This window comes from Finegoldia magna ATCC 53516 (assembly GCF_000159695.1).
Taxonomy (GTDB): Bacteria; Bacillota; Clostridia; order Tissierellales; family Peptoniphilaceae; genus Finegoldia; species Finegoldia magna_F.
This window is the reverse complement of the sequence record NZ_CM000955.1, coordinates 1,780,177-1,806,204: the sequence shown is the minus strand read 5'-3', so window position 1 is coordinate 1,806,204 and position 26,028 is coordinate 1,780,177. Positions and strand designations below refer to the sequence as shown.

Here is a 26,028-nt window from a genome sequence, read left to right as displayed (position 1 = left end):
AGGAGTAAATATGCTAAAGAAAACTAAAATAGTCTGTACTATAGGTCCCGCATCAGACTCTGTGGAGACTTTAAAAACATTGATGCAAAGTGGAATGAACGTGTGTAGGTTGAACTTTTCACATGGAAGTCATGAAGAACATTTACAAAGAATAAAAAACATAAAACAAGCAAGAGAAGAATTGGATATGCCAATAGCTATAATGTTGGATACAAAAGGTCCCGAAATTAGATTGGGAGATTTTGGAGTTGATCAAGTTCAACTTTCAATTGGTGATCAATTCACATTAACTACAAGAGATGTAACTGGAGATCAAAATATCTGCTCTGTGAGCTACAAAGGACTTCCAGATGATTTGGATATCGGGAAAAAAGTATTGATAGATGATGGATTAGTTGAATTAGAAGTTGTAGAAATCAAAGATACAGATGTGATTTGCAAAGTCAACAACTACGGTATTTTGAAGAGCAAAAAAGGAGTCAATATTCCTAATTCAAAAGTAAAATTACCAGCAATCACTGAAAAAGATATTTCAGATATAAAATTTGAAATTGAAAATGGAATTGATTATATAGCTGCATCTTTTATCAGAAAATCACAAGACGTATTAGATATAAGAAAAATTTTAGAAGAAAATAACGGAAACGACATAAAAATAATTTCTAAAATTGAATCACAAGAAGGCGTGGATAATTTGGACGAAATAATCAACACTTCTGACGGAATAATGGTTGCAAGAGGAGATTTAGGCGTAGAAATCCAAACTGAAATCATGCCTATAGTTCAAAAAGAAATAATCAAGAAAACTTCATTAGCTGGAAAACCAGTTATTACTGCTACACAAATGTTGGACTCTATGATTAGAAATCCAAGACCAACAAGGGCAGAAGTTACAGATGTAGCGAATGCTATTTTGGACGGTAGCGATGCGGTTATGCTTTCTGGAGAGACAGCAGCAGGGAATTATCCAGTAAATGCTGTAAAAGTAATGAACGATATAGCAATTAATACTGAAAATTCTGAAGAATTTAAAGAAGCTGCAAACAAAAGATTGAAATGGTTGGACATTACAACTACGAATGCAATAAGTATTGCAACTAGAAGTATTAGTGAACAACTTGGAGCAAATGCAATTGTAGTTGCTACAACTTCTGGTTCAACAGCTAGAAATGTTTCGAAATATCGTCCATTATCTCCAATAGTTGCAGCAACTACATCAGAAGGAGTAATGAGAAAACTATCCTTGATTTGGGGGGTTCATCCAGTTCTTAGTGAATTGAGCGAAAATACTGATGAAGTAATCGATAGATCTATTTCTGCAGGAATTAAAAAAGATTTGGTTCACGAAGGAGATTTAATTATAATTACTGCGGGACTTCCGGTTGGAGTTTCTGGAACTACAAACTTATTAAAAGTTCACACAATTGGAGATATTTTGATTGAAGGAACAGGAATTGGTAAAAAATCTGTCACTGCAAAAGCAAGAGTTGCCAAAGGAGTAGAAGATTTGGCTTCTAAATTTGAAGATGGCAATGCAATTGTATTGTACAGTTTGGAAAGAGAATTCGTTCCATACATTCAAAAAGCTTCTGCAATTATTGTAGAAGAAGGTGGACTAACATCACCTGCTGCAATAGTTGGTCTGCATTTGGGAATTCCAACGATTGTAGGATGTGAAGATGCTGTAAGTAAAATCAAAGATCAAGAAATCTTGACTATTGATCCAATAGCTGGGTTAGTTTATCGCGGAGCAGCCAAGATTTTATAACAGTAATGTGGTACAATAAACTTAGAGGTAGAAAATGAAAGCTGTAATTTTTGATATGGACGGCGTAATAATCGATAGCGAAGTAGTTTATATTGATTTTTTCAAAAAAGTACTTGAAGATTTTGACGTCGAAATATCTGAAGAAAATTTGTTTTCTCTTGCTGGTTTAAGTCAACAAAAAACTGATGAATTTTTAGAATCAAAACTTCACAGAAAACCTGAAGAAGTATATAGTTTGATGAAAAAATACATCGAAGGTGATAAAATAAACTACAGTTCTATAGTAATGGATGGTTTCTATCCATTACTAAAAGAGCTAAAACGAAAAAACTTCAAACTTGCATTAGCATCTTCATCACCAAAAAACACTATTAACATTGTTTTAGATGAATTAGATATTAAAGATGAATTTGATGCGATAATTAGTGGTGAAGATTTTGTAGAATCAAAGCCAAATCCTGAAATTTACATTAAGACATGTGAGATTTTAGGAGTAAGGCCACAGGATGCAGTTGCAATTGAAGATTCAGATTACGGTATTGAATCTGCGAAAAACGCAGGATTGACAGTAATTGCCAGAAGGGAAGATAGATTTAATTTTAAACAAGACAAAGCTGATTTTATTGTCGATAATTTGCAAGATATTAAACTTATATTGGAAAAATTTGAAAAAGAAAAAAATGGCGTTTACAAAATCAAAAGAAAGTCAAAGGAATTTGTAAAAGCGATGTTTTTTATCGACAGAGATTCGTTTAATGATGATATAGAAGATTGTGATATTTATTGTTTATATCGAAATGATAAAATGAAGTCTGCAATCATTAAAAAACATGATAAAATAATATATAAGAATGTAGAATCAGATTTGGATTATAAATTAATACTAGAAGAAATAGAAAATAAGGAAATAGATGAGATTAGATAAATTTTTAAAAAATTCAAGGATTATAAAAAGAAGAACTGTAGCCAAGACTGCTTGTGAATCCCAAAGAGTGAAAATCAACGAAAAAATCGCTAAACCTGGAGACAACGTAAAAGTTGGAGATATAATTGAAATAAGTTTTGCTCAATCGGTTTTGAAGGCAAAGGTTACAGAATTAATAGATAATCCTAAGAAAGACGATGCAGATAAAATGTTTGAAACTTTAGGAGATTAAAATGAATGCCAGGGAAAATCAGATAAGAAAAAGAAGAAAAAACGTTAATAAATTTAGAATAATTGTTTCAGCGATAACTATTTTTGCTTGTGTTACTTTGTTATTTACAATTTTTAAGCAACAAATTCAAATCAGAAACATAAATAATGTTAAGTTGGAACAACAAACAAAGAAAGCTGAACTTGAAAAAGAAATAGTAAAATTATCTGACGATTCCAAAAATTTGGACAATCCTCAATTGATTGAAAAATACGCTAGGGAGAAATTAGGAATGGTAAAACCTAATGAAGTTTTGATCAAGGATGAAAAGGAAAAACCAAAAAAAGATACTAACTTCACTCCATCACCAACTTTCGATAAGGAGTCTGATAAATAATTATTGACACCGTTTTTTTAGTAGTATATACTGGTATATAGTATTATATTAGGAGGAAGATATTGCGTATGTCTATATCAGTGGGCGATATTGTTGAAGGTAAAGTAACAGGTGTTACTAAATTTGGTGCATTTGTAGAATGCGAAGATGGAACCAAAGGTTTGGTTCATATTTCACAAATTTCTAATGACTACATAGAAAAAGTTGAAGATGTGTTAAAAGTTAATGATGTAGTTAAATGCAAAGTTATGAGCATTGAAGATAATAAGGTTAGCTTTTCAATAAAGGAATGTCTTCCGAAAAAAGAACACAAAAAAGAATTTTCTAAGAAAACTTATTCAGATGATGATAAGAATTCAAACAAAGAATCTTCTAAAGAATCAACTTTTGATGATTTACTTTCAAAATTTATGAAAGAAAGCAATGAAAGATTAGATTCCATCAGACAAAGAGAAAATAAAAAGTTTTCAAAGAAAAAAAAGTATAATTAGGAGTAACGCCGCAGTTTAATGCGGCTTTTTTATTAGTATGGATTTGATACGCAAAATAAAAAACACTATTATAAGAGAAAATTTAATAGAAAAAAACGATAAAATTTTGATAGGATTATCAGGTGGAGCAGATTCAGTGTTTTTGTTCAATGTTTTATATCAACTAAAAGATGATTTGGATTTTGAAATAAAAACATGCCACATTAATCATTCATACAGAGATACAGCAATTAGGGATGAAAATTTTTCAAGGGAAATATCCGAAGAAAAAAATATACAATTTTTTTCGAAAAAAGTAGATATGAAACAATTTTCCCTAGATAATTCTATAAGTTTGGAGGACAGCGGTAGAATTTTAAGATATAATTGCTTCAACGAAATCTTGGAATCAGAAAAACTTAATAAGATTGCTGTAGCTCATCATTTGGACGATCAAGTGGAGACTTTCTTCTTACATTTATTTAGGGGAAGTGGAATTGATGGATTGTGTGGAATACAATATCGAAACAAAGATATAATAAGACCACTATTGGATGTATCAAAAAGTGAAATCCTTACTTATCTTGATGAAAATAATATTGAATATGTAACTGATGAGACAAATTTCGTGGCTGATGTCCAAAGAAATAAGATTCGACTTGAAATGTTGCCTTATATTCAAGAAAACTTCAACTGTTCTATAAATGAATCCATATATAGAACTATAAATATTTTAAAAGATTCCAAAGAAATAATTGACGATGTTACGATATTAAAATACGAAAAATTAGTCAATCAAAAATACAGTGAATATTCTATATATGTTGATTTGTTCAGAAAAGAAAAAACATCTGTTAAAAGAAACATAATCAGAAAACTTTTAATTGAATTAAATGGTTCTAACCAAGACATTAGAATGGTATATATAGACGATATTATAGAATTATTTGATTTAAAAAATGGTAGCGAATATGTATTTAAAGACTACAGTTTTTTCAAAAGTTATGATAAAGTAATAATTAGGAAAAATCTAAACAATAAAAAAAGTCAAAGTGTAAAATTTGAACTTGGGAAAATTAATTTTGGAGACTTCAAGATTAATAGCTACTTAACAAAAGATACTAATGTAAAACCTTCAAGAAATAAAATGGTGTTTGATTCTGAAATTCTATCGCATAATCTTATTTTAAGAAAAAGAAAAAATGGAGATAGAATCAAATTAAAAGGATTTACAAAGAAAATTAAAGATGTATTTATTGATAATAAAGTTTTACAGATTGAACGCGATAATTATCCTATTTTGAGCGATGAAGAAAATGTGTATGCTATTTTGTCGTTGAAAAGATCAAATTTGTACATGAAAAATTCTAACAGTAAAGAAGTTTTAGTTATAGAGGTGACTTATGAAAAGTAATTTATGTGATGCAGTCGAAAAGGTATTAATAACAAAATCAGAAATCGACAAAAGAATTGAAGAATTAGGAAAAGAAATCACTGAAGAATACAAAGATAAGGGAGAGCTTATTGTAGTTGGTATTCTAAGAGGTGCAGCGATGTTTATGAGTAATTTAGCATTAAATATAGACCTTGAAGTTGGAATAGATTTCATGGCAGTATCAAGTTATGGACATTCTTCAGAATCTAGTGGAACTGTAAGAATCATCAAAGATTTAGAAGAAGATATTGCCGGAAAAAATATCCTTATAGTTGAAGATATTGTGGACAGTGGCCGCACATTAAATTACTTAGTTCGAAACTTGATGGATAGAAAAGCAAAATCGGTTAAAATAGCAACTCTTCTTGACAAACCTGAAAGAAGAACTAATGAAGTTGAGGTTCAATTCAAAGGATTCACTGTGCCAAATGAGTTTATAGTTGGTTACGGATTGGATTTTGCTCAACAATTTAGAAATATTGAAGATATTTGCGTATTGAAAAAATCTTTTTATGAAAAGGAGATTTAATGAAAAAGGTAACTAAAAGTTTAGCGATTTACCTTGTTCCAATTATTTTAATAGCTTTTTTCGTGACTATGACTCAAAACAATACATTGAGCACAAAATATTTTACTGTCAATGAAATGATTGTAAACGTCAAGAAAGATAATGTTAAAGAAATTGTGGCAAGAGGAAACGATATAAAAGGCGTACTAAAAGATAGCAAGGGCACTCCTTTCAGAATGTATATGCCATCAGAAATGTGGGAAGTTTTTTATAATAATTATCTGAAAGAATCTGTTGAAAATAATAAGATAGTCTTGAAGACGGAAAAAGATCCTGGCAAACCATGGTATGTGGATATAATGCCAACGATATTAATTATAGTTGGACTTGGAATAATTTGGTTTATGTTTATGAATCAAACACAAAACTCTGGAAACTCTAAGGCGATGAATTTTGGAAAATCAAAAGCAAAACTCAACCAAGATTCCAAAGAAAAAGTTGTGTTTGCCGATGTAGCGGGATTAAAAGAAGAAAAAGAAGAATTGATGGAAATAGTAGATTTTCTGAAAAATCCTTCTAAGTATATCGATATTGGCGCGAGAATTCCTAAGGGAGTTTTGTTAGTAGGTCCTCCAGGAACAGGTAAAACATATTTATCAAGAGCAGTTGCAGGAGAAGCTAAGGTTCCATTTTTCAGTATTTCTGGTTCTGATTTTGTCGAAATGTTTGTTGGTGTCGGTGCATCAAGAGTTCGTGATTTGTTTGAACAAGCTAAGAAAAACGCTCCTTGCATCATTTTCATCGACGAAATTGATGCAGTAGGTAGAAAAAGAGGAGCAGGACTTGGCGGTGGCCATGACGAAAGAGAACAAACGTTGAATCAATTATTAGTTGAAATGGATGGTTTTGGAAAAAATGAGGGCGTAATTGTAATGAGCGCTACTAATAGACCTGATATTTTGGACAAGGCATTATTGAGACCTGGAAGATTCGACAGAACTATTTATGTAGGACTTCCGGACGTTAGAGAAAGATTAGAAATATTAAAAGTTCACACTAAAAACAAAAAACTTAAAGCAGATGTGGATTTGGAAAATATTGCAAAAACAACTACAGGTTTTTCTCCAGCTGATTTGGAAAACTTGTGCAATGAAGCGGCACTTCTTGCAGCAAGAGATAATGAAGCAGAAATTTCAAATGAAGTATTCAAAGAAGCATCCATAAAAGTTGTTGCAGGTCCGGAAAAGAAATCACAAGTTGTAATCGAAAAAGAACGTGTGCTTACTGCTTATCATGAATCTGGACATGCGATAGTATCTGGATTTTTGGAAGATAATGACAAAGTTCACATGATTACAATTATTCCTAGGGGAAGAGCTGGAGGATTTACAGCATATCTTCCACAAGAAGATGCGAAGTTTATGACTAAAAGACAAATGCAACACAAATTGATTTCGTTACTAGGTGGACGTGCAGCAGAAGAAGTTGTGCTTGACGATATTTCCACTGGAGCAAGTAACGACATTGAAAGAGCAACGAAAATCGCACATGCAATGGTAACAAAATACGGTATGAGTAAGAGATTGGGACCTATGATGTACGGTGGAGATGACGCTGAAGTATTTTTAGGTGAAGAGCTTGGTAAGAACAAACAATATTCTGACAAGATTGCTTATGAAATTGATTCTGAAATGAGAGAACTAATCGACGAAGCATACAATAAAGCTTTGAATATTCTAAATGAAAACATCGATTTGTTGCATGCTTTGGCAAACAGACTTTTGGAAAAAGAGACTATTGGACAAGAAGAATTCGAAGCTATATTTGACAAATACACTAAGACTAAAATTCACGAAAATGAACCTAAAGAATTAGTTGACGTCAGAAAAAAAGACGAAGAAATAGAAAACAACATAGATAATCAGGAGAAATAATGAACGCACAAAATATTATTAATGTGATGTATATTTTGATTTTGCTTTTTGGATTAAAGCAAATGTACAATGTATACAAAGTCAAAAAAAATATTGGTAGAGTTATCAAAAACTTTAACCAAAGAAAAAGAGTGTTGATGATGGTTGCATCATACTCAATCGTAATATTGGGATTACTATATCTTTATCAACAAAAAACATGGTTCCCATTAATTTATATACTACTTGGTGTTATATTCATTTATTTAACATTTGAAAAAATCTCATTCACAGATAAAGGAATTTATTTCAATGGATTTTTGGCTGAATATGAAGATATTAAACAATGGAAATATTCCAAAGACAAGAGATTTTTGGAATTAACTTTGAAAAATTCCAAAGCTACTAATAAACTTATTCCTATCAATCCAAGTGATGCTTCTGAAATGCAAGTAATCATAAAAAAGAATAAGAAAAAACAATAAAATACTTGACAACAAAACTGTGATTAAATATAATAAAAAAACAACTATTTTTGTTTTTCATAAATTGGCTTTCTTTGATTGCCAATTTTTTTTATTTTAATACATGGAGGAATTATGGATACAAACAAAATTTTTGGGATTGACACTTTTGATAAAAAACAAATGAAAGATTCATTACCATTTCCGATTTATCAAAAATGGAAAAATGCAGTTAGAAAAGAAGACTTACTTGATATTGAAACAGCAGAAATAATTGCGCATGCGATGAAAAAATGGGCGATTGAAAGAGGAGCCACTCATTTTTGTCATTGGTTTCAACCGTTAAATGGATTAACAGCAAAAAAACACGATTCATTTTTGGATAGAGGAGACGATAATACTCCAATTAATAGATTTTCAGCAAAAGAATTAATTAAAGGAGAACCAGATGCTTCATCATTTCCTACAGGATCAATCAGATCAACATTTGAAGCAAGAGGTTATACTTATTGGGACTGTACATCTAACACTTTTATAGTAGACAACATAATGTATATACCATCAATTTTTGTATCTTATGATGGGACTACACTAGACAAAAAATTGCCACTACTTAAAAGCTTGGATTATTTGTCAGATTACGCTACAAAACTTTACAATGAAATTTCTGATGAACACTGCTACAGAATGAAAGTCAAAATCGGGTTAGAACAAGAATTCTTCTTAATAGATGAAAATGCCTACAAACAACGTATTGATTTGATTAACACAGGAAGAACTCTTTTAGGAGCGCAAGCACCAAAATCACAAGAACTTACTGACCATTATTTCGGTTCAATTCCACAAAGAGTTGAAGCATTCTACAAAGATGTTGACGAAAAATTATTCAGGCTTGGAATATACGCAAAGACAGAACACAACGAAGTTGCTCCAAACCAATTCGAAGTAGCGATTCTTTTTGAAAATGCGAATATTTCCGTAGATGATAACCATTTAGTTATGGAAATACTTAAAACTACTGCGAGAAAACATCATTTAGTTTGCTTATTGCACGAAAAACCATTCAAAGGTGTAAATGGATCCGGTAAACACAACAATTATTCTTTAGTTACAAATCACGGTAGGAATGTATTCTCACCAGAAGCTGACATGGAAAATGACCTTGTGTTTTTGATATTCATAGCTTGTTTGATAGAAGCTGTAGACAAATCACAAGCGCTTTTAAGATCGGCATCATCCACTACATCCAACGATTATAGATTAGGAGGAGATGAAGCTCCACCATCAATAATTTCTATGGATTTGGGACAAGATATCGAAGAAACATTTAACTCACTTATGAATGAACAAGAAATTGTCAGAAATTATCCTGAATTTTCAATAAATAGATTTGATTACATTCCACCAAATATGACAGACAGAAATAGAACAAGTCCATTTGCCTTCAGTGGAAATAAATTTGAATTTAGAATGTTAGGTTCTTCAAACAGTGCAAGTGATGTGAACATTGTTTTGAACACAATGTATGCAAATGCAATCAAAAGAGTTTACGAAAAATGCAAATCTCAAAATGAAAATATTGAACAATTTATAAAATCAGAAGTTGTCGATATTTTGAAAAATCACAAACATATTTTATACAGACAAGACAACTACACAGAACTTTGGAGAGAAGAAGCGAAGAAGAGAGGTTTGTTGGATTTAGTTCATTATTTTGATTCTTTGTATTCCTTAATTTCAGAAGAATCTATCAAGGATTTTTGTGGTATACTAAGTGAGGAAGAATTACACGCAATCTACGATGTTGGATTGGAAGATGTAATAACAACTCATGAAATTGAAGCTAAGACTTTGATTTATATGTTGGATAAATTCGTTATTAATGCTTTCTCAAAACAACTTATTCAAAACAGCAATTTAATTGAAAAATGTGGCATTAATAGCTTGGATTCTACACAAGAAAAATTGAAAAATGGCTTGAATGAAATTATCGACAAGAGAAATAATTTGGAAGAAATGATACACAAATCTGATTTTGAATCTAAATACGAAAAGGCTAAATATTTCCAATATGAAATTAGTCCATTAATTGAAGAAATCAGAGAAGTACACGACAGTCTTGAAAAATTCGTCTACAAAGAAAATTATAGTTTGTGTGATATTCAAGACATATATTCATCATTAATATAATTATAGGAGGAGTAATGAGTAAATTTATTTTTATTACTGGAGGAGTTGTCTCTGGTATAGGTAAGGGAATTAGCGGTGCAAGTATTGGTAGAATGCTAAAAGACAGAGGAATTTCTGTATTTATGCAAAAATTTGACCCGTACTTGAACATTGACCCAGGTACTATGAGTCCTTATCAACATGGAGAAGTTTTTGTAACAAAAGACGGAGCAGAAACTGACCTAGACTTAGGCCATTATGAAAGATTTATCAATGAAGAATTAACTCAAAGATCTAACATTACTACAGGAAAAGTTTACAACGACGTTATCAAAAAAGAAAGACGTGGAGATTATAACGGTAAAACCGTACAAGTTATTCCACATATTACTGATGAAATAAAAAAAGCAGTGTACAAAGCAGCTGAAGAATCTCAAGCAGATATTGTTATAACTGAAATAGGTGGAACTGTTGGAGATATAGAATCATTGCCATTCTTAGAAGCAATCAGACAAATCCACGCTGAAAACGAAAAAGAAGACGTATTATTCATTCATACAACTTTAGTTCCAACAATTCCAGGAAGCAATGAACTAAAAACAAAACCTACACAACATTCTTACAAAGAATTGATGAGTTTGGGAATTAAAACAAATGTAATAATCCTTAGAAGTGAAGGAATAGTTACAGATGAATTAAAAGAAAAAATCTCATTATTCTGCGACGTTCCAGTTGAAGCTATTATTCAATCATTCAACGTTGATTTCATTTATGAAGTTCCGTTGAAATTCCAAGAACAAAATTTGGATAAATATATCATGAGAAAAATGAAACTTAAATCCAAAGGCGAAGAAGATGGAAAATGGAGAAAAATGATTGAAAACTACAGAAAAGCAACTGAGACTGTAAACATAGGTTTAGTTGGAAAATACACAGAACTTCACGATGCTTATCTTTCTGTAGAACAAGCATTGATAGATGCTGGATATGCAAACAATCACAAAGTAAACATTCGTTGGATTAATTCCGAAGAATTAAACAAAGACAATATCAAAGAATCATTCGAAGGATTAAATGGTATTATCGTCCCAGGTGGATTTGGTGGAAGAGGCATGGAAGGAATGGTCGAAACTTCAAAATACTGTCGTGAAAACAATATGCCATATTTCGGAATTTGTTTGGGAATGCAAATTGCAGCAATTGATATTGCTAGAAATATACTTGGTTTAGCTGATGCTAATACAGCAGAAGTTGTTGCTGATTGTAAAAATCCTGTAATAAGTTTAATGAAAGAACAAAGAGATATTGAAGATATAGGTGGAACATTAAGACTTGGTAATTATGAATGTCATTTGAAGGATAAATCATTGGCAAAAGAATTGTACGGTGACGAATTCATTCAAGAAAGACACAGACACAGATACGAATTCAACAACGACTACAGAGAACAATTTGAACAAAACAATGTCGTATTCTCAGGAATTAATGACCAATACAATTTGGTAGAAATGCTTGAAATACCACAAAATAAATTCTTCTTAGGTTGCCAATTCCACCCAGAATTCAAATCAAGACCTAACAAGATTCATCCTCTATTCGACGGATTCATTAAAGCATCCATTGAAAACAAATAAAGAAGGTGGAAGATATTTTACTTGTAATAGATATTGGAAATACTAATATTGTATTGGGTATTTTCAAAGATGATGAGTTGATTTTTGAATGGAGAATATCCACAGACTTGAGAAAAACTAGTGATGAATACGCTCTAACACTTAGACAAGCTTTGGAATATTCAAATATTAAAAAATCTGATATAAAAGAAGCTATTATTGGTTCAGTCGTACCAAATCTAATGCCAACTATACCAAAAGCAGTAAAAAAATATTTGGGAATTGAACCACTAATAGTAGATGAAAATATAAAGACGGGAATAGTTAATAAATATGCTAGTCCAAAAGAAGTCGGTGTAGACAGAATTATTAACGCAGTAAGTGCTTGTAAAAAATATTCTACTCCAGTGATTATTGTAGATATTGGAACGGCGATAACTTTTGATTATATTTCTGAAAATAAAGAATATTTGGGAGGAGCAATAGCTCCAGGGATTGCAATTTCTTCAGAAGCATTATTTATGAAGACTGCAAAACTACCAAAGATTGAAATAGAAATGCCAGATAAAGTCATTGGAGATAGTACCGTAAAAAGTATGCAATCGGGAGTTGTATTCGGATTTATCGGATTAATAGATTATATAATCGAGAAAATCCTAGAAGAAAGACACAAAACAAAAGACGAAGTTACAATAATTGCAACGGGTGGTTTTTCGTATTTGATTGCAAAACAATCCAAGTACATTACAATTATTGACAAACTAATTACTTTGGACGGCTTAAAAATTATTAACGATTTAAACAGAAATGATTAAAGAAAAATTGAACTTAAATAGTAATTTGTTTTTGGCACCATTAGCTGGAGTTACAGATATTCCATTTCGAATAATCTGTGGAGAATTGGGAGCGGGACTGTGCTTTACAGAAATGATAAGTGCCAAAGCACTTTACTATGATGATAAGAAAACAAAAAAACTTTTAGATACAGATTCAAGAGAGAACAACACATCTGTTCAAATATTTGGACACGAACCAGAAATCATTGCCTATGCTACCAGATTTCTGACTGAAAATTACAATTTCAAATCAATAGATATAAATATGGGATGTCCTGCACCGAAAATTTTCAAAAATGGTGATGGCTCAGCATTAATGGGAGATTTGAACTTAGCAGAAGATGTTATCAGAGCTTGTAAGAACAACACTGATTTGCCAGTTTCTGTAAAATTCAGACTTGGAATTGATGAAAATTCCATGAATTATATGCAACTTGGACAAATTTGTGAGAGATTGAAAGTGGATTATATTACCCTTCACGCTAGAACTAGAAAAATGTTTTATTCAGGAGAGGCTGATTGGGCACACATTAAAAGATTAGTTGAAAATGTAGACATTCCAGTATTTGGCAATGGAGATTGTTTTACAAAAGAAGACATCAGAAAAAATATGGAATATTCAAATTGTGATGGAGTTTTGTTGGCAAGAGGTGCAATGCAAAATCCATTTATTTTTAGTGATGACGAAATCAAAACTAAAGAAGAAGTTATCGACACAATCAAAAAACACATGCAATTGAAATTGGAATTTTATGAAGAAAAACGTGCGATTTTAGAAATGAGAAAACACATTCAATGGTATCTGAAAGGATTTAGAAATTCTAATAAAGTTAAGAACGAAATCAATCAATTAACAGATCTTAATGAAATATTCAAAATACTAGATGAATTTAAAAACGAATAGTTTAATCATATACTAAAAACTTGACAATTATGCCTTTTGTTATATAATTTTAGAATATATGGTTAAAATAAGGAGAATAGATTATGGCAGATAAAGAATTTTTATTAACTCAAGAAGGATTAGATCAACACAAAGAAGAACTTGAGTTTTTAAAGACTACTCGCAGAACAGAAATAGCTGAGAAAATCAAAGTTGCCAGAGGATTTGGCGACCTTTCTGAAAATGCAGAATATGATGAAGCTAAAAATGAACAAGCGCAAGTAGAAGAAAGAATTAACTATCTTGAAAACTTGCTACTATATGCAAAAGTAATTCAAGATGATGAAAATCAAAAAGACGTTGTGACAGTTGGATCAACAGTAACTTACAAAAACTTAAAGTCAAACAAAGAAATGACTTATAAAATAGTGGGAACAGCAGAATCTGATCCTTTTGCAGGTAGAATTTCAAACGAATCTCCAACTGGAAAAGCTCTGTTAAACCTAAAAGTTGGTGACACTACTACAGTTGAAACACCAGGTGGAATCGTAGAATTAAAGGTATTAACTGTAAAGAAAGGATAATAATGGAAAACTTAAACGAAATGCTACAAATTCGTAGACAAAAGTTACAAGAATTATTAGATGCAAATGAAAACCCATACGTTCATGAAAAATTTGACAATGCTAATAATACAAAAGAAATCGTAGATAACTTTGACGAATTTGACGGAAAAGAAGTTAAAATAGCCGGAAGAATTATGAGTAAAAGAGGACATGGAAAAGTTAACTTCATGGACTTACAAGATTCTGTTGGCAGAATACAATTATTTAATAAAGTAAATGAATTAGGCGAAGAAAACTACGCAAAAGTAAAAAATATGGATATTGGAGATATCGTTGGTGTTGAAGGAACAATATTCAAAACACACAGTGGGGAAGTATCCATTAGAACAAAATCTGTAGTACTTTTATCTAAATCATTGCAAATTTTACCTGAAAAATGGCACGGATTAAAAGATCCAGATTTGAGATACAGACAAAGATATGTGGATTTAATTATGAATCCAGAAATCAAAGATACTTTTGTTAAGAGATCTAGAATTATTTCAGCGATCAGAGAATTCTTGGATACAAGAGGATTCTTGGAAGTTGATACTCCAATCTTGAACACAATCGCTGGTGGAGCAAATGCTAGACCTTTTATCACTCACCATAACACTTTGGATATCGATATGTATTTACGTATCGCAAATGAATTATACCTAAAGAGATTAATCGTAGGTGGATTTGATAAAGTTTATGAAATGGGTAGAATGTTCAGAAATGAAGGAATGGATCACACTCACAACCCAGAATATACGGCAATAGAATTGTACCAAGCCTATGCTGATTACAATGATATGATGGACATCACAGAACAATTAGTTGCATTTGTTTGTGAAAAAGTTAATGGTTCTATGAAAGCACAATTTGGCGAAACAGAAATAGACTTCACACCACCATGGAAAAGAATCACAATGGTTGATGCAATAAAAGAATACGCAGACATCAACTTCGATGAAATCGAAACTGATGAACAAGCACGTGAAGTTGCCAAAGCAAACAATGTCGACATAAAAGAAAATATGTCACGTGGCGAAGTTATTAACGAATGCTTCGAACATTTCTGCGAAGAAAAATTAATTCAACCAACATTTGTATTGGGTCATCCAGTTGAAGTAAGTCCATTGGCTAAGAGAAATCCAGATGATGAAAGATACACACACAGATTTGAAGCATTTGTATGCACAAAAGAAATCGCAAACGCATTTAGTGAATTGAACAACCCAATTGACCAAAAAGAAAGATTCTTGAAACAAGTTGAAGCCAGAGAAAATGGTGACGACGAAGCTCAAATGATGGATTATGATTTCTTGAACGCATTGGAAGTAGGACTTCCACCAACAGGCGGATTGGGAATTGGTGTCGACAGACTTATAATGATGTTGACTAACAACGAATCAATCAGAGATATTATGTTGTTCCCAACAATGAAGCCAATAGGCTTAGAAAAGGCAGAAAATGGGGGTTTGTCAAAAGAAACTTACGAAACTTACGACAAACTTACGACAGAAGAAATTGACCTTTCAAAAGTGAAAGTTGAACCATTATTTGAAGATATGGTAGACTTTGAAACTTTCTCAAAATCTGATTTTAGAGTTGTAAAGGTTAAAAACTGCGAAGAAGTTCCTAAGTCAAAAAAACTTTTGAAATTTACATTAGATGATGGTTCTGAAAAAGAAAGAGTTATTTTATCTGGTATTAAGGAATATTACAGCGCAGAGAGCTTAATTGGAAAGACACTACTTGCAATTTGTAATCTTCCTCCTCGTAAGATGATGGGAATCGACTCAGAAGGTATGATTATATCTGCAATTTGTGAGTATGACGGTGAAGAAAAACTTAACTTAATAATGCTGGATGATAATATTCCAGCAGGATCAAAATTATATTAAAGGACACGCTAATTATGAAACTGGGGTTTGTTATGAATCCCAGTTTAATTTTTAGGAGTATGTATGAGATGGATAATTAGAATAATTTTATTACCGATAAGATTAGTGTTGAGTTTGCTCATAGCTTTTTTAACCTTCATATTAAGTTTGAGTACTGCGTTGTTAAGCGTAGTTTCTACTTTGATTTTTATAATTGGAATAGCTAGCATTTTTCAAGGAGACAAGCAAATTGTAATTGAAGCACTAATATTAGCATTTTTATTTAGTCCATTTGGATTACCTAAATTAGGTATATATGTTATTGGATTATTAGAATTATTAAACTATACAATAAAATCAATTTGAAGAAAAATAAATATAAGACAACCGTAGACGATAGAAAGCAATAATTCTGTCGTCTTTTTTTATTTTAAAGAGAGGAGGTAGGAATGAATTTTGATTATTTTTATAATAGGCAATCTGAGATGTATAACTTCATTAGGTTACCTATGGTATTGATGGAAGATGAGATTTTTGAGAGCATTTCTATTGAAGCTAAAGTTTTGTATTCATATATGCTTAATCGAATGGGTCTTTCATATAAAAATGGCTGGATAGATGAAGATGGAAAAGTTTTTATTTACTACACAATTGAAAGTATAAAAGATCAATTTAATTGTGCAAGTGAAAAAGCAAATAAATTAATAGCTGAGCTTGATATTAAATCAGGAATAGGACTGATTGAAAAGAAAAGACAAGGACTTGGAAAGCCTAATAGAATCTATGTTAAAGACTTTATGAGCATATTTACTAATATGGAATTAAAAAATCAAGAAGTTCGAAAAACAAAATTCCAGAAGTTCGATAATCGAAATTCAAGAGATTCGAATATCGAAAGTCAAGATTTTCGAAAATCGGAAGGTAACTATAACAATATTAGTAATAATGAGTTAAGAAATAATGATTTTAGTAATGGGCAAAAGCCTTATGGAATATATAAAAATATATTTTTGACTGATGAAGAATACAAGGACTTAGCAAATGAGTTAGGAAGCAGAATTAATGAATACATTGATAGATTGTCGTCATATATGAAAGCAAATAACAGAGAGTATCAAGACCACAAGGCAACGATAATTAATTGGTATCTTAATGATCAGGCAAAAAACATTAATGACAATTCAACAAGGAAAATGAATTACGATATAGGAGAGAGTTTATGAAGAACTTAAAAAATTTTGTATTAAGAGAAAATGATATTGAAAGAAATGGGCATATCTATTGCAAGGTATGTGGTAAAAGAGTAGATGGAGAATTAGTTGACCTTGGCTTTACAAAGTTTATTCCCATAATTAAATGTGAATGTGAAATAAAAAGAGATAAGGAAAATGAAGAAAGAGAAAGACTGATGAAAATATCGTCATTGAAAAGAGATTGTTTTTCATCGCCGCTCCAACACCAATATACTTTTGAGAAATTCCTAAATGAAAAAGGTCAAGCCTATAAGGTTGCCTATAATTATGCCAAAAGTTTTGAGCAAATGAAGGAAGACAATGTTGGACTTTTATTTTATGGAGATGTTGGTAGTGGGAAAACTTACCTTGCTTGTGCAATAGCAAATGAATTAATCGAAAGAACACAAGTTAGAGTTAAGATTTTGAATTTATCTCAGGTTATAAATCAAATACAAAAATCAGCATTTAAGCTAGATTCAAATGAAATTATAAGTAACCTATCTAATATTCCGTTGTTAATATTAGATGATCTTGGAATTGAAAGGGATACATCTTATGCAAGAGAGCAAGTATATAACATTATAAACGCAAGATACTTAAAGGGTAGGCCGACAATTTTTACTACAAACTTATCATTGGAAATTATTCAAAATCCTAATATTGAACTTGAGTATCAGAGGATATATTCAAGAATACTTGAAATGACAATACCAGTTAAAGTTACGGGAGAAGATTTTAGAAGAAAAATCCATCAAGAGAAGTTAAGAAAATACAAAGAGTTACTTTTATATGGAGGTGGAATAGATGATTAATGAAGAAGTATCTAGGTCGAGTCTTAATCTTGAAGTAAGGCTTGCAAAAGCAACAAGTAAAGCAATTCTTGATGCCTTAAAGAAAGTTCACAAGCAAATAGAAGAACAAGGAGGCTTGAAAAATGTAATAAAAAATAATGGAGAAGAAGTAAAGCTAAAAGATATGGTTAAAAAGGGACAGTTAGAAGAAATTAATCTAAAAGATCCTGAGTTAAAAGAACTAAAGAAAATTTTAAATAAACACGGAGTGAAGTTTTCTGTTATGAAAGATAAGGAAACTGGCAACCACTCTGTGTTTTTTCAATCTAAGGATATAAAGGTAATGGAACATGCCTTTAAAAAAGCAGTTAAGGCTTCTGAAAGAAAGGCCGATAGAAAAGATTCAATAACGAAGACTATAAATAAGTTTAAAGATATGGCTAAGGATACCATTAGCAAAGATAAAGTTAAAAATAAACATAAGGAGCAAAGCTTATGATAAGTAATTTAAAAACATTTGAAAATAAGAATTTTGGGAAACTCACTGTTATAGAAAAAGACGGTGAGTTTTTCTTTATAGCAAATGAAGTAGCAACTATGTTAGGTTATGTCAATCCGAGGAAAGCTGTTTATGACCATGTAGATGAGGAAGATAAGGGTGTAACGAAATGGAACACCCCTGGAGGAATACAGAATATTTCAATAATTAACGAATCAGGATTGTATTCACTTATCCTCTCATCAAAACTACCACAAGCAAAAATATTCAAAGCTTGGGTAACTAGAGAAGTCTTACCAAGTATTAGAAAAAACGGAGGATATATAGTAGGGCAAGAAAAGAAAACTAATGAAGATCTACTTGCAGATGCAATTCTTGTAGCCAATAGAATTATTGCTGAAAGAGAAGAAGAAATTGAAGAATTAAGACCAAAGGCAGATTATTATGACAAATTAGTAGATTATAACCTACTTACAAACTTTAGAAATACTGCCAAAGAGTTAGGAATACCACAAAATCAATTTATAAGTTTTCTAATGGATAAGGGATTAATTTACAGAGATAAGAAAAAGAAACTCTTACCTTATGCAGATAAGAACAAGGGATATTTTGAAGTAAAAGAATGGATTGATCCACTAGGTACACTTGTAGGAATACAAACATTAATAACACCAAAGGGAAGACACTACCTACTAATTTTATTAGATAGTGAAGGTTTCTACGATGAATAAGATATTAGAAGCCATTCTTTCTGATATTAAAAACCTAATTAAAATAGACAACCCAAAGAAATTTATATTATCAAACATTCCCTATCTATCATTCTTCTACATTGGAAATATCTTTTCTAAGCACATCAATTCTTATGTAGGAGGAGATATTATTGATAAAATAATGGTGGGAATTTCTGATATAGGAACTTTATCTTATATACCAAGCCTTAATCCAAGGGACTTGTTAGTAGGTATTTCAGTTGCTGGTCTTGTTAAGTTAATTGTTTACAGCAAAGGTAAAAACAAAAAGAAATATAGGCAAGGCAAGGAATATGGATCTGCAAGATGGGGAGAAAGTAAGGATATTGCTCCATATATTGACCCTAAGTTTGAAAACAATGTTCTCATAACTAATACCGAAAGACTAACAATGAACTCAAGACCTAAAAACCCTAAATATGCCAGAAATAAAAATGTATTAGTAATAGGTGGTTCTGGATCAGGTAAAACGAGATTTTATGTAAAGCCAAATCTAATGCAAATGCATTCTTCCTATGTAGTAACAGACCCTAAAGGCACACTTGTGTTAGAATGTGGAAAAATGCTTTATGAAAATGGTTACGACATAAAGATATTAAACACAATAAACTTTAAAAAATCTATGAAATACAATCCCTTTGCATACTTGAGAAGTGAAAAAGATATTTTAAAGCTTGTCCAAACCATAATTGCTAACACCAAGGGAGATGGAGAAAAGGCAGGAGAAGATTTTTGGGTAAAGGCTGAAAAGTTATATTACACTGCTCTTATTGGGTATATTTATTATGAAGCACCTGAAGAAGAAAAGAATTTTAAAACACTCTTAGATATGATTGACGCAAGTGAGGTTAGAGAAGATGACGAAACCTATATGAACCCAATTGATAGGCTTTTTGAAGCTCTTGAAAAGAAAGATCCAAGTCATTTTGCAGTTAAGCAATACAAGAAATATAAGCTGGCAGCAGGAAAAACTGCCAAGTCAATTCTAATATCTTGTGGAGCAAGACTTGCACCTTTTGATATAAGAGAGCTTAGAGAACTAATGAGCGAAGATGAATTAGAGCTTGATAAAATTGGAGATAGAAAAACTGCTTTATTCGTAATAATATCAGATACAGATGATACCTTTAACTTTGTAGTTTCAATAATGTATTCTCAACTATTTAATCTTCTATGTGATAAGGCAGATGATGTGTATGGTGGAAGACTTCCAGTTCATGTTAGGTGTCTACTTGATGAGTTTGCAAATATAGGATTAATTCCTAAATTTGAAAAATTGATTGCAACAATTCGTTCAAGAGAAATATCGGCAAGCATAATACTGCAAGCACAATCTCAATTAAAAGCAATCTATAAAGACCATGCAGATACAATAGTTGGTAACTGCGACTCTACACTCTTTTTAGGAGGAAAAGAAAAAACAACAGTAAAAGAATTATCTGAAACCTTAGGAAAAGAAACCATAGACCTATATAACACATCAGAAACAAGATCCAATCAAAAATCTTTTGGTCTAAATTACCAAAAAACTGGCAAGGAACTTATGAGTCAAGATGAAATAACTGTAATGGATGGCGGTAAGTGTATTTATCAGTTAAGAGGAGTAAGACCTTTCTTATCTGATAAATTTGATATTACAAAGCATAAGAATTACAAGTTATTGGAAGATTATGATAAGAGAAACTTGTTTGATGTAGAGGAGTATTTGAAAAATAGAGATAAGGTAAAGTTAAAATCAAGTTATAAAATAAATAGGTTAAACATTTGAGTTTATGGAGAAAGCAAAATGTGTGAAAATAGAAAATCATCTTTAATTATATTAAATATAAACGGTGAGCAGTTTATTCTAGAAAGTGATACAGAACTCACAAGGGATAAGAAAAATTATATTGAAGCAATATGTGAGGCAATGTACGATGAAAGCAATGAATGGTATGAAGATATATATGATATGTCTCCATATGATATAGCTGAGCTATTTGAAAAAACAGTAAAAGAAGAAGTAGGAATAACTGTTACATTTAAAGCAATAGACCTTGAAGTATCAATTTTAGAAGACTAGAAATAAGGTATTAATAGGCGATAGAAATTAAAAACTCTATCTCCTTTTTTTATACTCAAAATTAGGAGGTAAAAATGGTAAGGATAAGAAGTCCCACTTAAAACAATTTAATATATAAGACATTTAGCGATTGAAATATAAGTTCAGTCGCTTTTTTAATTGAAATTTATGGATTAAGGAGAAGAAATTAATGGATAGAGAAATGATAAATATTAATGCAAATTTAGTTAAGGAAGCTGAATTTTCAGAATTTGAAAAAGATGGAGAAAATGTTCAAGTAGCAAATTTTGCTCTTGTAAAAAATTATGGAAAGGGCAAGGAATATACAAATTGCTCAGTATATGGAGAAAAGGTAGAAATTGCAAAAGAATTTGAAAAAGGAGATCTAATCCATGTCTTTGGATATTTCAAAGAAAATAAAAAAGGAGATAAGGTCTACAAGAATTTTATAGTTAAATCACTAAACAAAATAGAAAATAAGAAAGAAAACGAGGAGGAATAATATGGAATTTTTTACAGCTGGAGTTGGAGTTTTAAAAACACTTGTAACTGCAATTGGTGCAGGTTTAGGAGCATGGGGAGTTATTAACTTGATGGAAGGTTATGGTAATGATAACCCTGGTGCCAAATCTCAAGGTATTAAGCAGCTTATGGCTGGTGGGGGAATTGTACTAATCGGTATCAAATTAATTCCACTACTTGCAAATGCTTTAAATTAGGAGAAAGTCTATGTTTGGTATCTTTGACAAGCTAACTGAATTTTTTAAGGATATGCTACTCGGAGGTATCAAAGCAAATCTTGAGTCCATGTTCTTAGATATAAATGACAAGGTAGGAGTTATTGCAACTGATGTTGGGAAAACACCAATGGGTTGGAATGGAGAAGTATATAACTTCATAAAAAACATTAATGATAATGTGATTGTTCCAATAGCAGGTCTTATTATAACAGCAGTATTATGTATTGAACTCATAAATATGGTTATGCAAAAAAATAATATGCATGATACAGATACTTTTGAGTTTTTCAAATACATTATAAAGATGTTTATAGCAGTCTACCTTGCAAGCCATGCCTTTGAATTTTCAATGGCAGTCTTTGATGTGGCACAAAATCTTGTAAACAAAGCGGCAGGGGTAATCACTACTTCTGCCACTGTTTCAGGAGATCAAATAGTTGCAATGGTTGATACATTAAAAGAAAAAGATGTTGGTGCATTAATGATGATATTAGTTGAAACAAGCCTTGTAAGGATTGCAATTCAATGTATATCTTTAACTATTACCTTAATAGTATATGGGCGTATGTTTGAAATATATGTCTACTCATCAGTATCATCCATACCATTTGCGACTATGGGAAATAAAGAATGGGGTCAGATTGGAACAAATTATATCAAGGGACTTTTTGCCTTGGGACTACAAGGTTTGTTTTTGATGGTATGTTTAGGTATTTACACCGTTTTAATAAGGACGGTACAGATTACAGATATTCACGCAAGCTTGTTTAGTATATTAGGATATGCTCTACTACTTGGACTTATGATGTTTAAGAGTGGAACAGTTGCAAAAAGTATTATGAATACGCACTAGGAGGAATAAATGTTAAAAAAGAAAAATTGTGCTTTATTGGGACTTGGAATTTTATTGGGAGGAACTTATGAAATCTTAAAAGAGAAGAAAAGAAATGAAGAAATTAGAAACTTAAAGAAAAGATTAAATAGACTCGGAAGATGTCATAATGAATTTGTTATGTATCAAGGAGAATACAATGACAGAAATGAAGAAAAACAAGAAGAATTAGAAGAAAGAATTAGCTACCTAGAAGAAGAAACAACATCTAATTATGACCATATACTTGAACTTTCCAAAAAAGAAGTAGAGGGAGATTAAAATGGCGTATGTACCAATACCAAAAGATTTGGACAAGATTAAAACAAAGGTTGCCTTTAACTTAACTAAAAGACAACTTATAGGTTTTTCTGTGGCAGGACTAATTGGCATACCAACCTATTTATTTATGAAGAAATATCTACCTAATGATGTTTCAATCATTGTAATGCTAATAGTAACCCTGCCAATCTTTTTTATAACCTTATATGAAAAAGACACCTTAACTTTTGAAAAATATTTTAAATTTTTCTATCTTCATAAGTTTTATCAACCAACTAAGAGAATAAGAAAGGAGGCATACCTTGAAGCAAAGAAAAAAGCAAATCAGCGACTTAAATCTAAGGGAAAAACAATTAAAAAAAGACCGAAAGGAAGTAAGAAGGCTAAAAACAAAGAAAGATCCGACAAATAGTCTTCTAAGTGTACTTTTAAAGAAAGAGAAAAAGAGATTTACAGTTGAGGATACTATTCCATATATAAGAATGTTACCAGAGGGCATTTGCCAGTTAGATGAAAAAAATTATTCAAAGACAATTTCATTTCAAGATATAAATTACCAGTTGGCATTGGAAGAAGATAGAGATTTAATCTTTAACCAATTTGCCAACTTTTTAAATTCTTTTGATCCAAGTGTCCACATTGAACTTTCATATGTAAATCAATTAGGAAGAAATAGAGACCTACAAGATGCAATTAAAATTGCTGATAAAGGAGACTTCTATGACGATGTAAGAAAAGAGTTTAGGGAAATGTTAAAGCTTCAACTTGCAAAGGGCAATAACGGACTTAAAAAGATGAAGTATATAACCTTTACAACAGAAGCCGATAATCTAGAGCAAGCAAGAGCAAAGTTAAATAGACTTGAAGTAGATATTTTATCTAACTTTAAATCTATGGGGGTAAGAGCAGAAAGTCTTGATGGCGAAGAAAGATTAAGACTTGTTCACGATATGTTAAATCCAGACAAAAACTTTGATTTTTCATATAAAGATTTGAAGAAAAAAGAGTCTACAAAATCACATATAACTCCCAATATCTTTAATTTTGTACCAGCAAATAATTTTAAGTTTGGCAAATATATTGGAGCAGTAAGTCATTTTCAAATACTTGCAAGTGAGTTATCAGACAGAATGTTATCTGAGTTTTTAGATATTGATGACAATATTTATGTAGCTTTTCATATAGATGTAGTTGAACAAGCAGAAGCCATTAAACTCATTAAGAGAAAAAACACAGACCTGGATAGAATGAAAATTGAAGAACAAAAGAAAGCAGTTCGTGCTGGGTATGATATGGATATTATTCCATCAGATATAAATACTTTTGGGGCTGATGTTAAGTCCATGTTATCTGACTTACAAAATAGAGATGAAAGGCTCTTTGTAGTTACCATAGTAATGATGAATTTTGCTAGGACTAATCAAAAATTAGAAAATACCATTGCTCAAATTTCATCAATTGCTAACAGACATAATTGTCAGGTAAAAAGATTATCTCATCAACAAGAACAAGGACTTGTTTCTGTCTTAACTTTAGGAGTTAATCAAGTCGAAATAAAAAGATTTTTAACTTCGTCATCAACGGCAGTATTTATGCCTTTTACAACAGAAGAGCTATTTATTGATTCGGCAAATTCCTTGTATTATGGCTTAAATGCCCTTAGTCAAAACTTGATTATGGCAGATAGGAAGAAACTAAAGAACCCTAATGGACTAATATTAGGAACACCAGGTTCTGGTAAATCTTTCTCGGCAAAGAGAGAGATGGCAAATGCAATTCTTGTCACAGATGATGATGTAATTATTTGTGATCCTGAGGGCGAGTATTCAAACCTTGTAAAACAATTTAATGGAGAAGTTATTAAAGTTTCAGCAAAGTCAAAGGACTATCTAAATCCACTAGATATAAATATGAACTATGGAGATGGGGACGCACCTTTAAAGGATAAGGCAAATTTCATAATGTCTATGCTTGAACTTGTAGTAGGAGGATCTGGTCTTACTGCTGCAGAAAAATCAGTTATAGATAGGTGCTTACCAAAGATATATCAAAAATATTTTGAAGACCCAAAACCAGAAAATATGCCGATATTAGGAGATTTATACGATATGCTCCTATCTCAAGAAGAGGGAGTCGGTAGGAAGCTCGCAACAGAAATGGAAATTTATGTTAAGGGAAGTCTTAATGTATTTAATAATAGGTCAAATGTTGACCTAAATAGGCAACTGCTCTGTTTTGATATAAAAGAGCTAGGAACACAACTTAAAAAAATAGGTATGCTTGTAATTCAAGACCAAGTTTGGAACAAGGTTTCCCTAAATAGAGGAAGCAAGTCTACAAGATACTATATAGATGAGTTCCACCTTTTATTAAAAGATCCACAAACTGCTTCATATTCAGTAGAAATCTGGAAAAGATTTAGAAAATGGGGAGGTATTCCAACAGGCATAACTCAAAACGTAAAAGACCTTTTAACAAGTCAGGAAATTGAAAATATCTTTGACAATACAGACTTTGTTCTAATGTTAAATCAAGCATCTGGGGATAGAGATATTCTTGCTAAGAAATTAAAAATATCGCCTTATCAGTTAAACTATATTACTAATTCAAATGCAGGTGAAGGACTCTTATTCTTCGGAAATACTATTGTTCCATTTATAGATAAATTCCCTAAAGACACCATGCTATATAAGCTAATGACAACAAAACCAGAAGAAGCTAAGTAGGT

The 26,028-nt window shown here is 31.3% G+C and carries 28 protein-coding genes; all 28 read left to right on the top strand.

The window, feature by feature from the left end; genetic code table 11:
• The first annotated feature begins 10 nt into the window (after positions 1-10).
• Positions 11-1,768, top strand: coding sequence for a pyruvate kinase (gene pyk / locus HMPREF0391_RS08675; protein ID WP_002836705.1), 1,758 nt, complete (start codon positions 11-13; stop codon positions 1,766-1,768).
• Positions 1,769-1,802: 34 nt separating this feature from the next.
• Positions 1,803-2,693 carry an HAD family hydrolase gene (locus tag HMPREF0391_RS08670; RefSeq protein WP_002836704.1) on the top strand — a complete coding sequence of 297 codons (891 nt, stop codon included), beginning with the start codon at positions 1,803-1,805 and terminating at the stop codon, positions 2,691-2,693.
• The gene (locus HMPREF0391_RS08665) at positions 2,680-2,925 is read left to right on the top strand and encodes an RNA-binding S4 domain-containing protein (protein ID WP_002836702.1); all 246 of its coding nucleotides are present in this window, start codon (positions 2,680-2,682) and stop codon (positions 2,923-2,925) included. Before HMPREF0391_RS08670 ends, HMPREF0391_RS08665 begins: the two co-directional genes overlap by 14 nt.
• 1 nt (position 2,926) lies before the next feature.
• Entirely contained in the window at positions 2,927-3,301 is a 375-nt protein-coding gene (locus HMPREF0391_RS08660) for an FtsB family cell division protein (RefSeq protein WP_002836701.1), read from the top strand.
• 68 nt (positions 3,302-3,369) lie between these two features.
• Entirely contained in the window at positions 3,370-3,792 is a 423-nt protein-coding gene (locus HMPREF0391_RS08655) for a S1 RNA-binding domain-containing protein (protein WP_002836699.1), read from the top strand.
• A 37-nt stretch (positions 3,793-3,829) separates the two neighbouring features.
• Positions 3,830-5,185, top strand: a complete 1,356-nt coding sequence (gene tilS / locus HMPREF0391_RS08650; protein WP_002836697.1) for a tRNA lysidine(34) synthetase TilS — start codon at positions 3,830-3,832, stop codon at positions 5,183-5,185.
• The gene (hpt, locus tag HMPREF0391_RS08645; RefSeq protein ID WP_002836696.1) at positions 5,175-5,735 is read left to right on the top strand and encodes a hypoxanthine phosphoribosyltransferase; all 561 of its coding nucleotides are present in this window, start codon (positions 5,175-5,177) and stop codon (positions 5,733-5,735) included. The genes tilS and hpt overlap by 11 nt, the downstream gene beginning before the upstream one ends.
• Positions 5,735-7,648 carry an ATP-dependent zinc metalloprotease FtsH gene (gene ftsH / locus HMPREF0391_RS08640; RefSeq protein WP_002836695.1) on the top strand — a complete coding sequence of 638 codons (1,914 nt, stop codon included), beginning with the start codon at positions 5,735-5,737 and terminating at the stop codon, positions 7,646-7,648. Before hpt ends, ftsH begins: the two co-directional genes overlap by 1 nt.
• Complete coding sequence (locus HMPREF0391_RS08635) at positions 7,648-8,112, top strand: DUF5673 domain-containing protein (RefSeq protein ID WP_002836694.1); 465 nt, start codon at positions 7,648-7,650, stop codon at positions 8,110-8,112. Before ftsH ends, HMPREF0391_RS08635 begins: the two co-directional genes overlap by 1 nt.
• Before the next feature lie 114 nt (positions 8,113-8,226).
• Positions 8,227-10,281: a glutamine synthetase III gene (locus HMPREF0391_RS08630; protein WP_002836693.1), complete on the top strand. Its 2,055-nt coding sequence runs from the start codon at positions 8,227-8,229 to the stop codon at positions 10,279-10,281.
• A gap of 14 nt (positions 10,282-10,295) precedes the next feature.
• Entirely contained in the window at positions 10,296-11,894 is a 1,599-nt protein-coding gene (locus tag HMPREF0391_RS08625) for a CTP synthase (RefSeq protein ID WP_002836692.1), read from the top strand.
• 5 nt (positions 11,895-11,899) lie between these two features.
• Complete coding sequence (locus tag HMPREF0391_RS08620) at positions 11,900-12,688, top strand: type III pantothenate kinase (RefSeq protein ID WP_002836691.1); 789 nt, start codon at positions 11,900-11,902, stop codon at positions 12,686-12,688.
• On the top strand, positions 12,681-13,613 hold the full coding sequence (dusB, locus tag HMPREF0391_RS08615; protein ID WP_002836690.1) for a tRNA dihydrouridine synthase DusB: 933 nt from the start codon (positions 12,681-12,683) through the stop codon (positions 13,611-13,613). The genes HMPREF0391_RS08620 and dusB overlap by 8 nt, the downstream gene beginning before the upstream one ends.
• A gap of 83 nt (positions 13,614-13,696) precedes the next feature.
• A complete protein-coding gene (greA, locus tag HMPREF0391_RS08610) occupies positions 13,697-14,176 on the top strand; it encodes a transcription elongation factor GreA (RefSeq protein ID WP_002836689.1) in 480 nt (159 codons plus the stop codon).
• Positions 14,177-14,178: 2 nt separating this feature from the next.
• Positions 14,179-16,089 carry a lysine--tRNA ligase gene (gene lysS, locus HMPREF0391_RS08605; protein WP_002836688.1) on the top strand — a complete coding sequence of 637 codons (1,911 nt, stop codon included), beginning with the start codon at positions 14,179-14,181 and terminating at the stop codon, positions 16,087-16,089.
• Between the two features lie 63 nt (positions 16,090-16,152).
• Positions 16,153-16,434, top strand: a complete 282-nt coding sequence (locus HMPREF0391_RS08600; protein WP_001267200.1) for a CD1845 family protein — start codon at positions 16,153-16,155, stop codon at positions 16,432-16,434.
• An 83-nt stretch (positions 16,435-16,517) separates the two neighbouring features.
• Positions 16,518-17,291 carry a replication initiator protein A gene (locus tag HMPREF0391_RS08595; protein WP_002836687.1) on the top strand — a complete coding sequence of 258 codons (774 nt, stop codon included), beginning with the start codon at positions 16,518-16,520 and terminating at the stop codon, positions 17,289-17,291.
• A complete protein-coding gene (locus HMPREF0391_RS08590; RefSeq protein ID WP_002836685.1) occupies positions 17,288-18,115 on the top strand; it encodes an ATP-binding protein in 828 nt (275 codons plus the stop codon). The genes HMPREF0391_RS08595 and HMPREF0391_RS08590 overlap by 4 nt, the downstream gene beginning before the upstream one ends.
• On the top strand, positions 18,108-18,593 hold the full coding sequence (locus tag HMPREF0391_RS08585; protein ID WP_000606600.1) for a PcfB family protein: 486 nt from the start codon (positions 18,108-18,110) through the stop codon (positions 18,591-18,593). The genes HMPREF0391_RS08590 and HMPREF0391_RS08585 overlap by 8 nt, the downstream gene beginning before the upstream one ends.
• A complete protein-coding gene (locus HMPREF0391_RS08580) occupies positions 18,590-19,324 on the top strand; it encodes a phage antirepressor Ant (RefSeq protein ID WP_002836682.1) in 735 nt (244 codons plus the stop codon). Before HMPREF0391_RS08585 ends, HMPREF0391_RS08580 begins: the two co-directional genes overlap by 4 nt.
• Positions 19,317-21,113: a VirD4-like conjugal transfer protein, CD1115 family gene (locus tag HMPREF0391_RS08575; RefSeq protein WP_002836681.1), complete on the top strand. Its 1,797-nt coding sequence runs from the start codon at positions 19,317-19,319 to the stop codon at positions 21,111-21,113. Before HMPREF0391_RS08580 ends, HMPREF0391_RS08575 begins: the two co-directional genes overlap by 8 nt.
• A gap of 18 nt (positions 21,114-21,131) precedes the next feature.
• Complete coding sequence (locus tag HMPREF0391_RS08570) at positions 21,132-21,407, top strand: hypothetical protein (protein WP_002836680.1); 276 nt, start codon at positions 21,132-21,134, stop codon at positions 21,405-21,407.
• Positions 21,408-21,597: 190 nt separating this feature from the next.
• Positions 21,598-21,909 carry a hypothetical protein gene (locus HMPREF0391_RS08565; protein ID WP_002836679.1) on the top strand — a complete coding sequence of 104 codons (312 nt, stop codon included), beginning with the start codon at positions 21,598-21,600 and terminating at the stop codon, positions 21,907-21,909.
• Position 21,910: 1 nt separating this feature from the next.
• Positions 21,911-22,126 (top strand): Maff2 family mobile element protein, encoded by a 216-nt coding sequence (locus HMPREF0391_RS08560; RefSeq protein WP_000394204.1) that lies wholly within the window; start codon positions 21,911-21,913, stop codon positions 22,124-22,126.
• Positions 22,127-22,136: 10 nt separating this feature from the next.
• Positions 22,137-23,000, top strand: a complete 864-nt coding sequence (locus HMPREF0391_RS08555; protein WP_002836675.1) for a VirB6/TrbL-like conjugal transfer protein, CD1112 family — start codon at positions 22,137-22,139, stop codon at positions 22,998-23,000.
• A 9-nt stretch (positions 23,001-23,009) separates the two neighbouring features.
• Entirely contained in the window at positions 23,010-23,300 is a 291-nt protein-coding gene (locus HMPREF0391_RS08550; RefSeq protein WP_002836674.1) for a hypothetical protein, read from the top strand.
• Between the two features lies 1 nt (position 23,301).
• The gene (locus tag HMPREF0391_RS08545) at positions 23,302-23,712 is read left to right on the top strand and encodes a PrgI family protein (RefSeq protein WP_002836673.1); all 411 of its coding nucleotides are present in this window, start codon (positions 23,302-23,304) and stop codon (positions 23,710-23,712) included.
• Positions 23,603-26,026, top strand: coding sequence for a VirB4-like conjugal transfer ATPase, CD1110 family (locus tag HMPREF0391_RS08540; RefSeq protein WP_002836672.1), 2,424 nt, complete (start codon positions 23,603-23,605; stop codon positions 26,024-26,026). Before HMPREF0391_RS08545 ends, HMPREF0391_RS08540 begins: the two co-directional genes overlap by 110 nt.
• Positions 26,027-26,028: the final 2 nt, after the last annotated feature.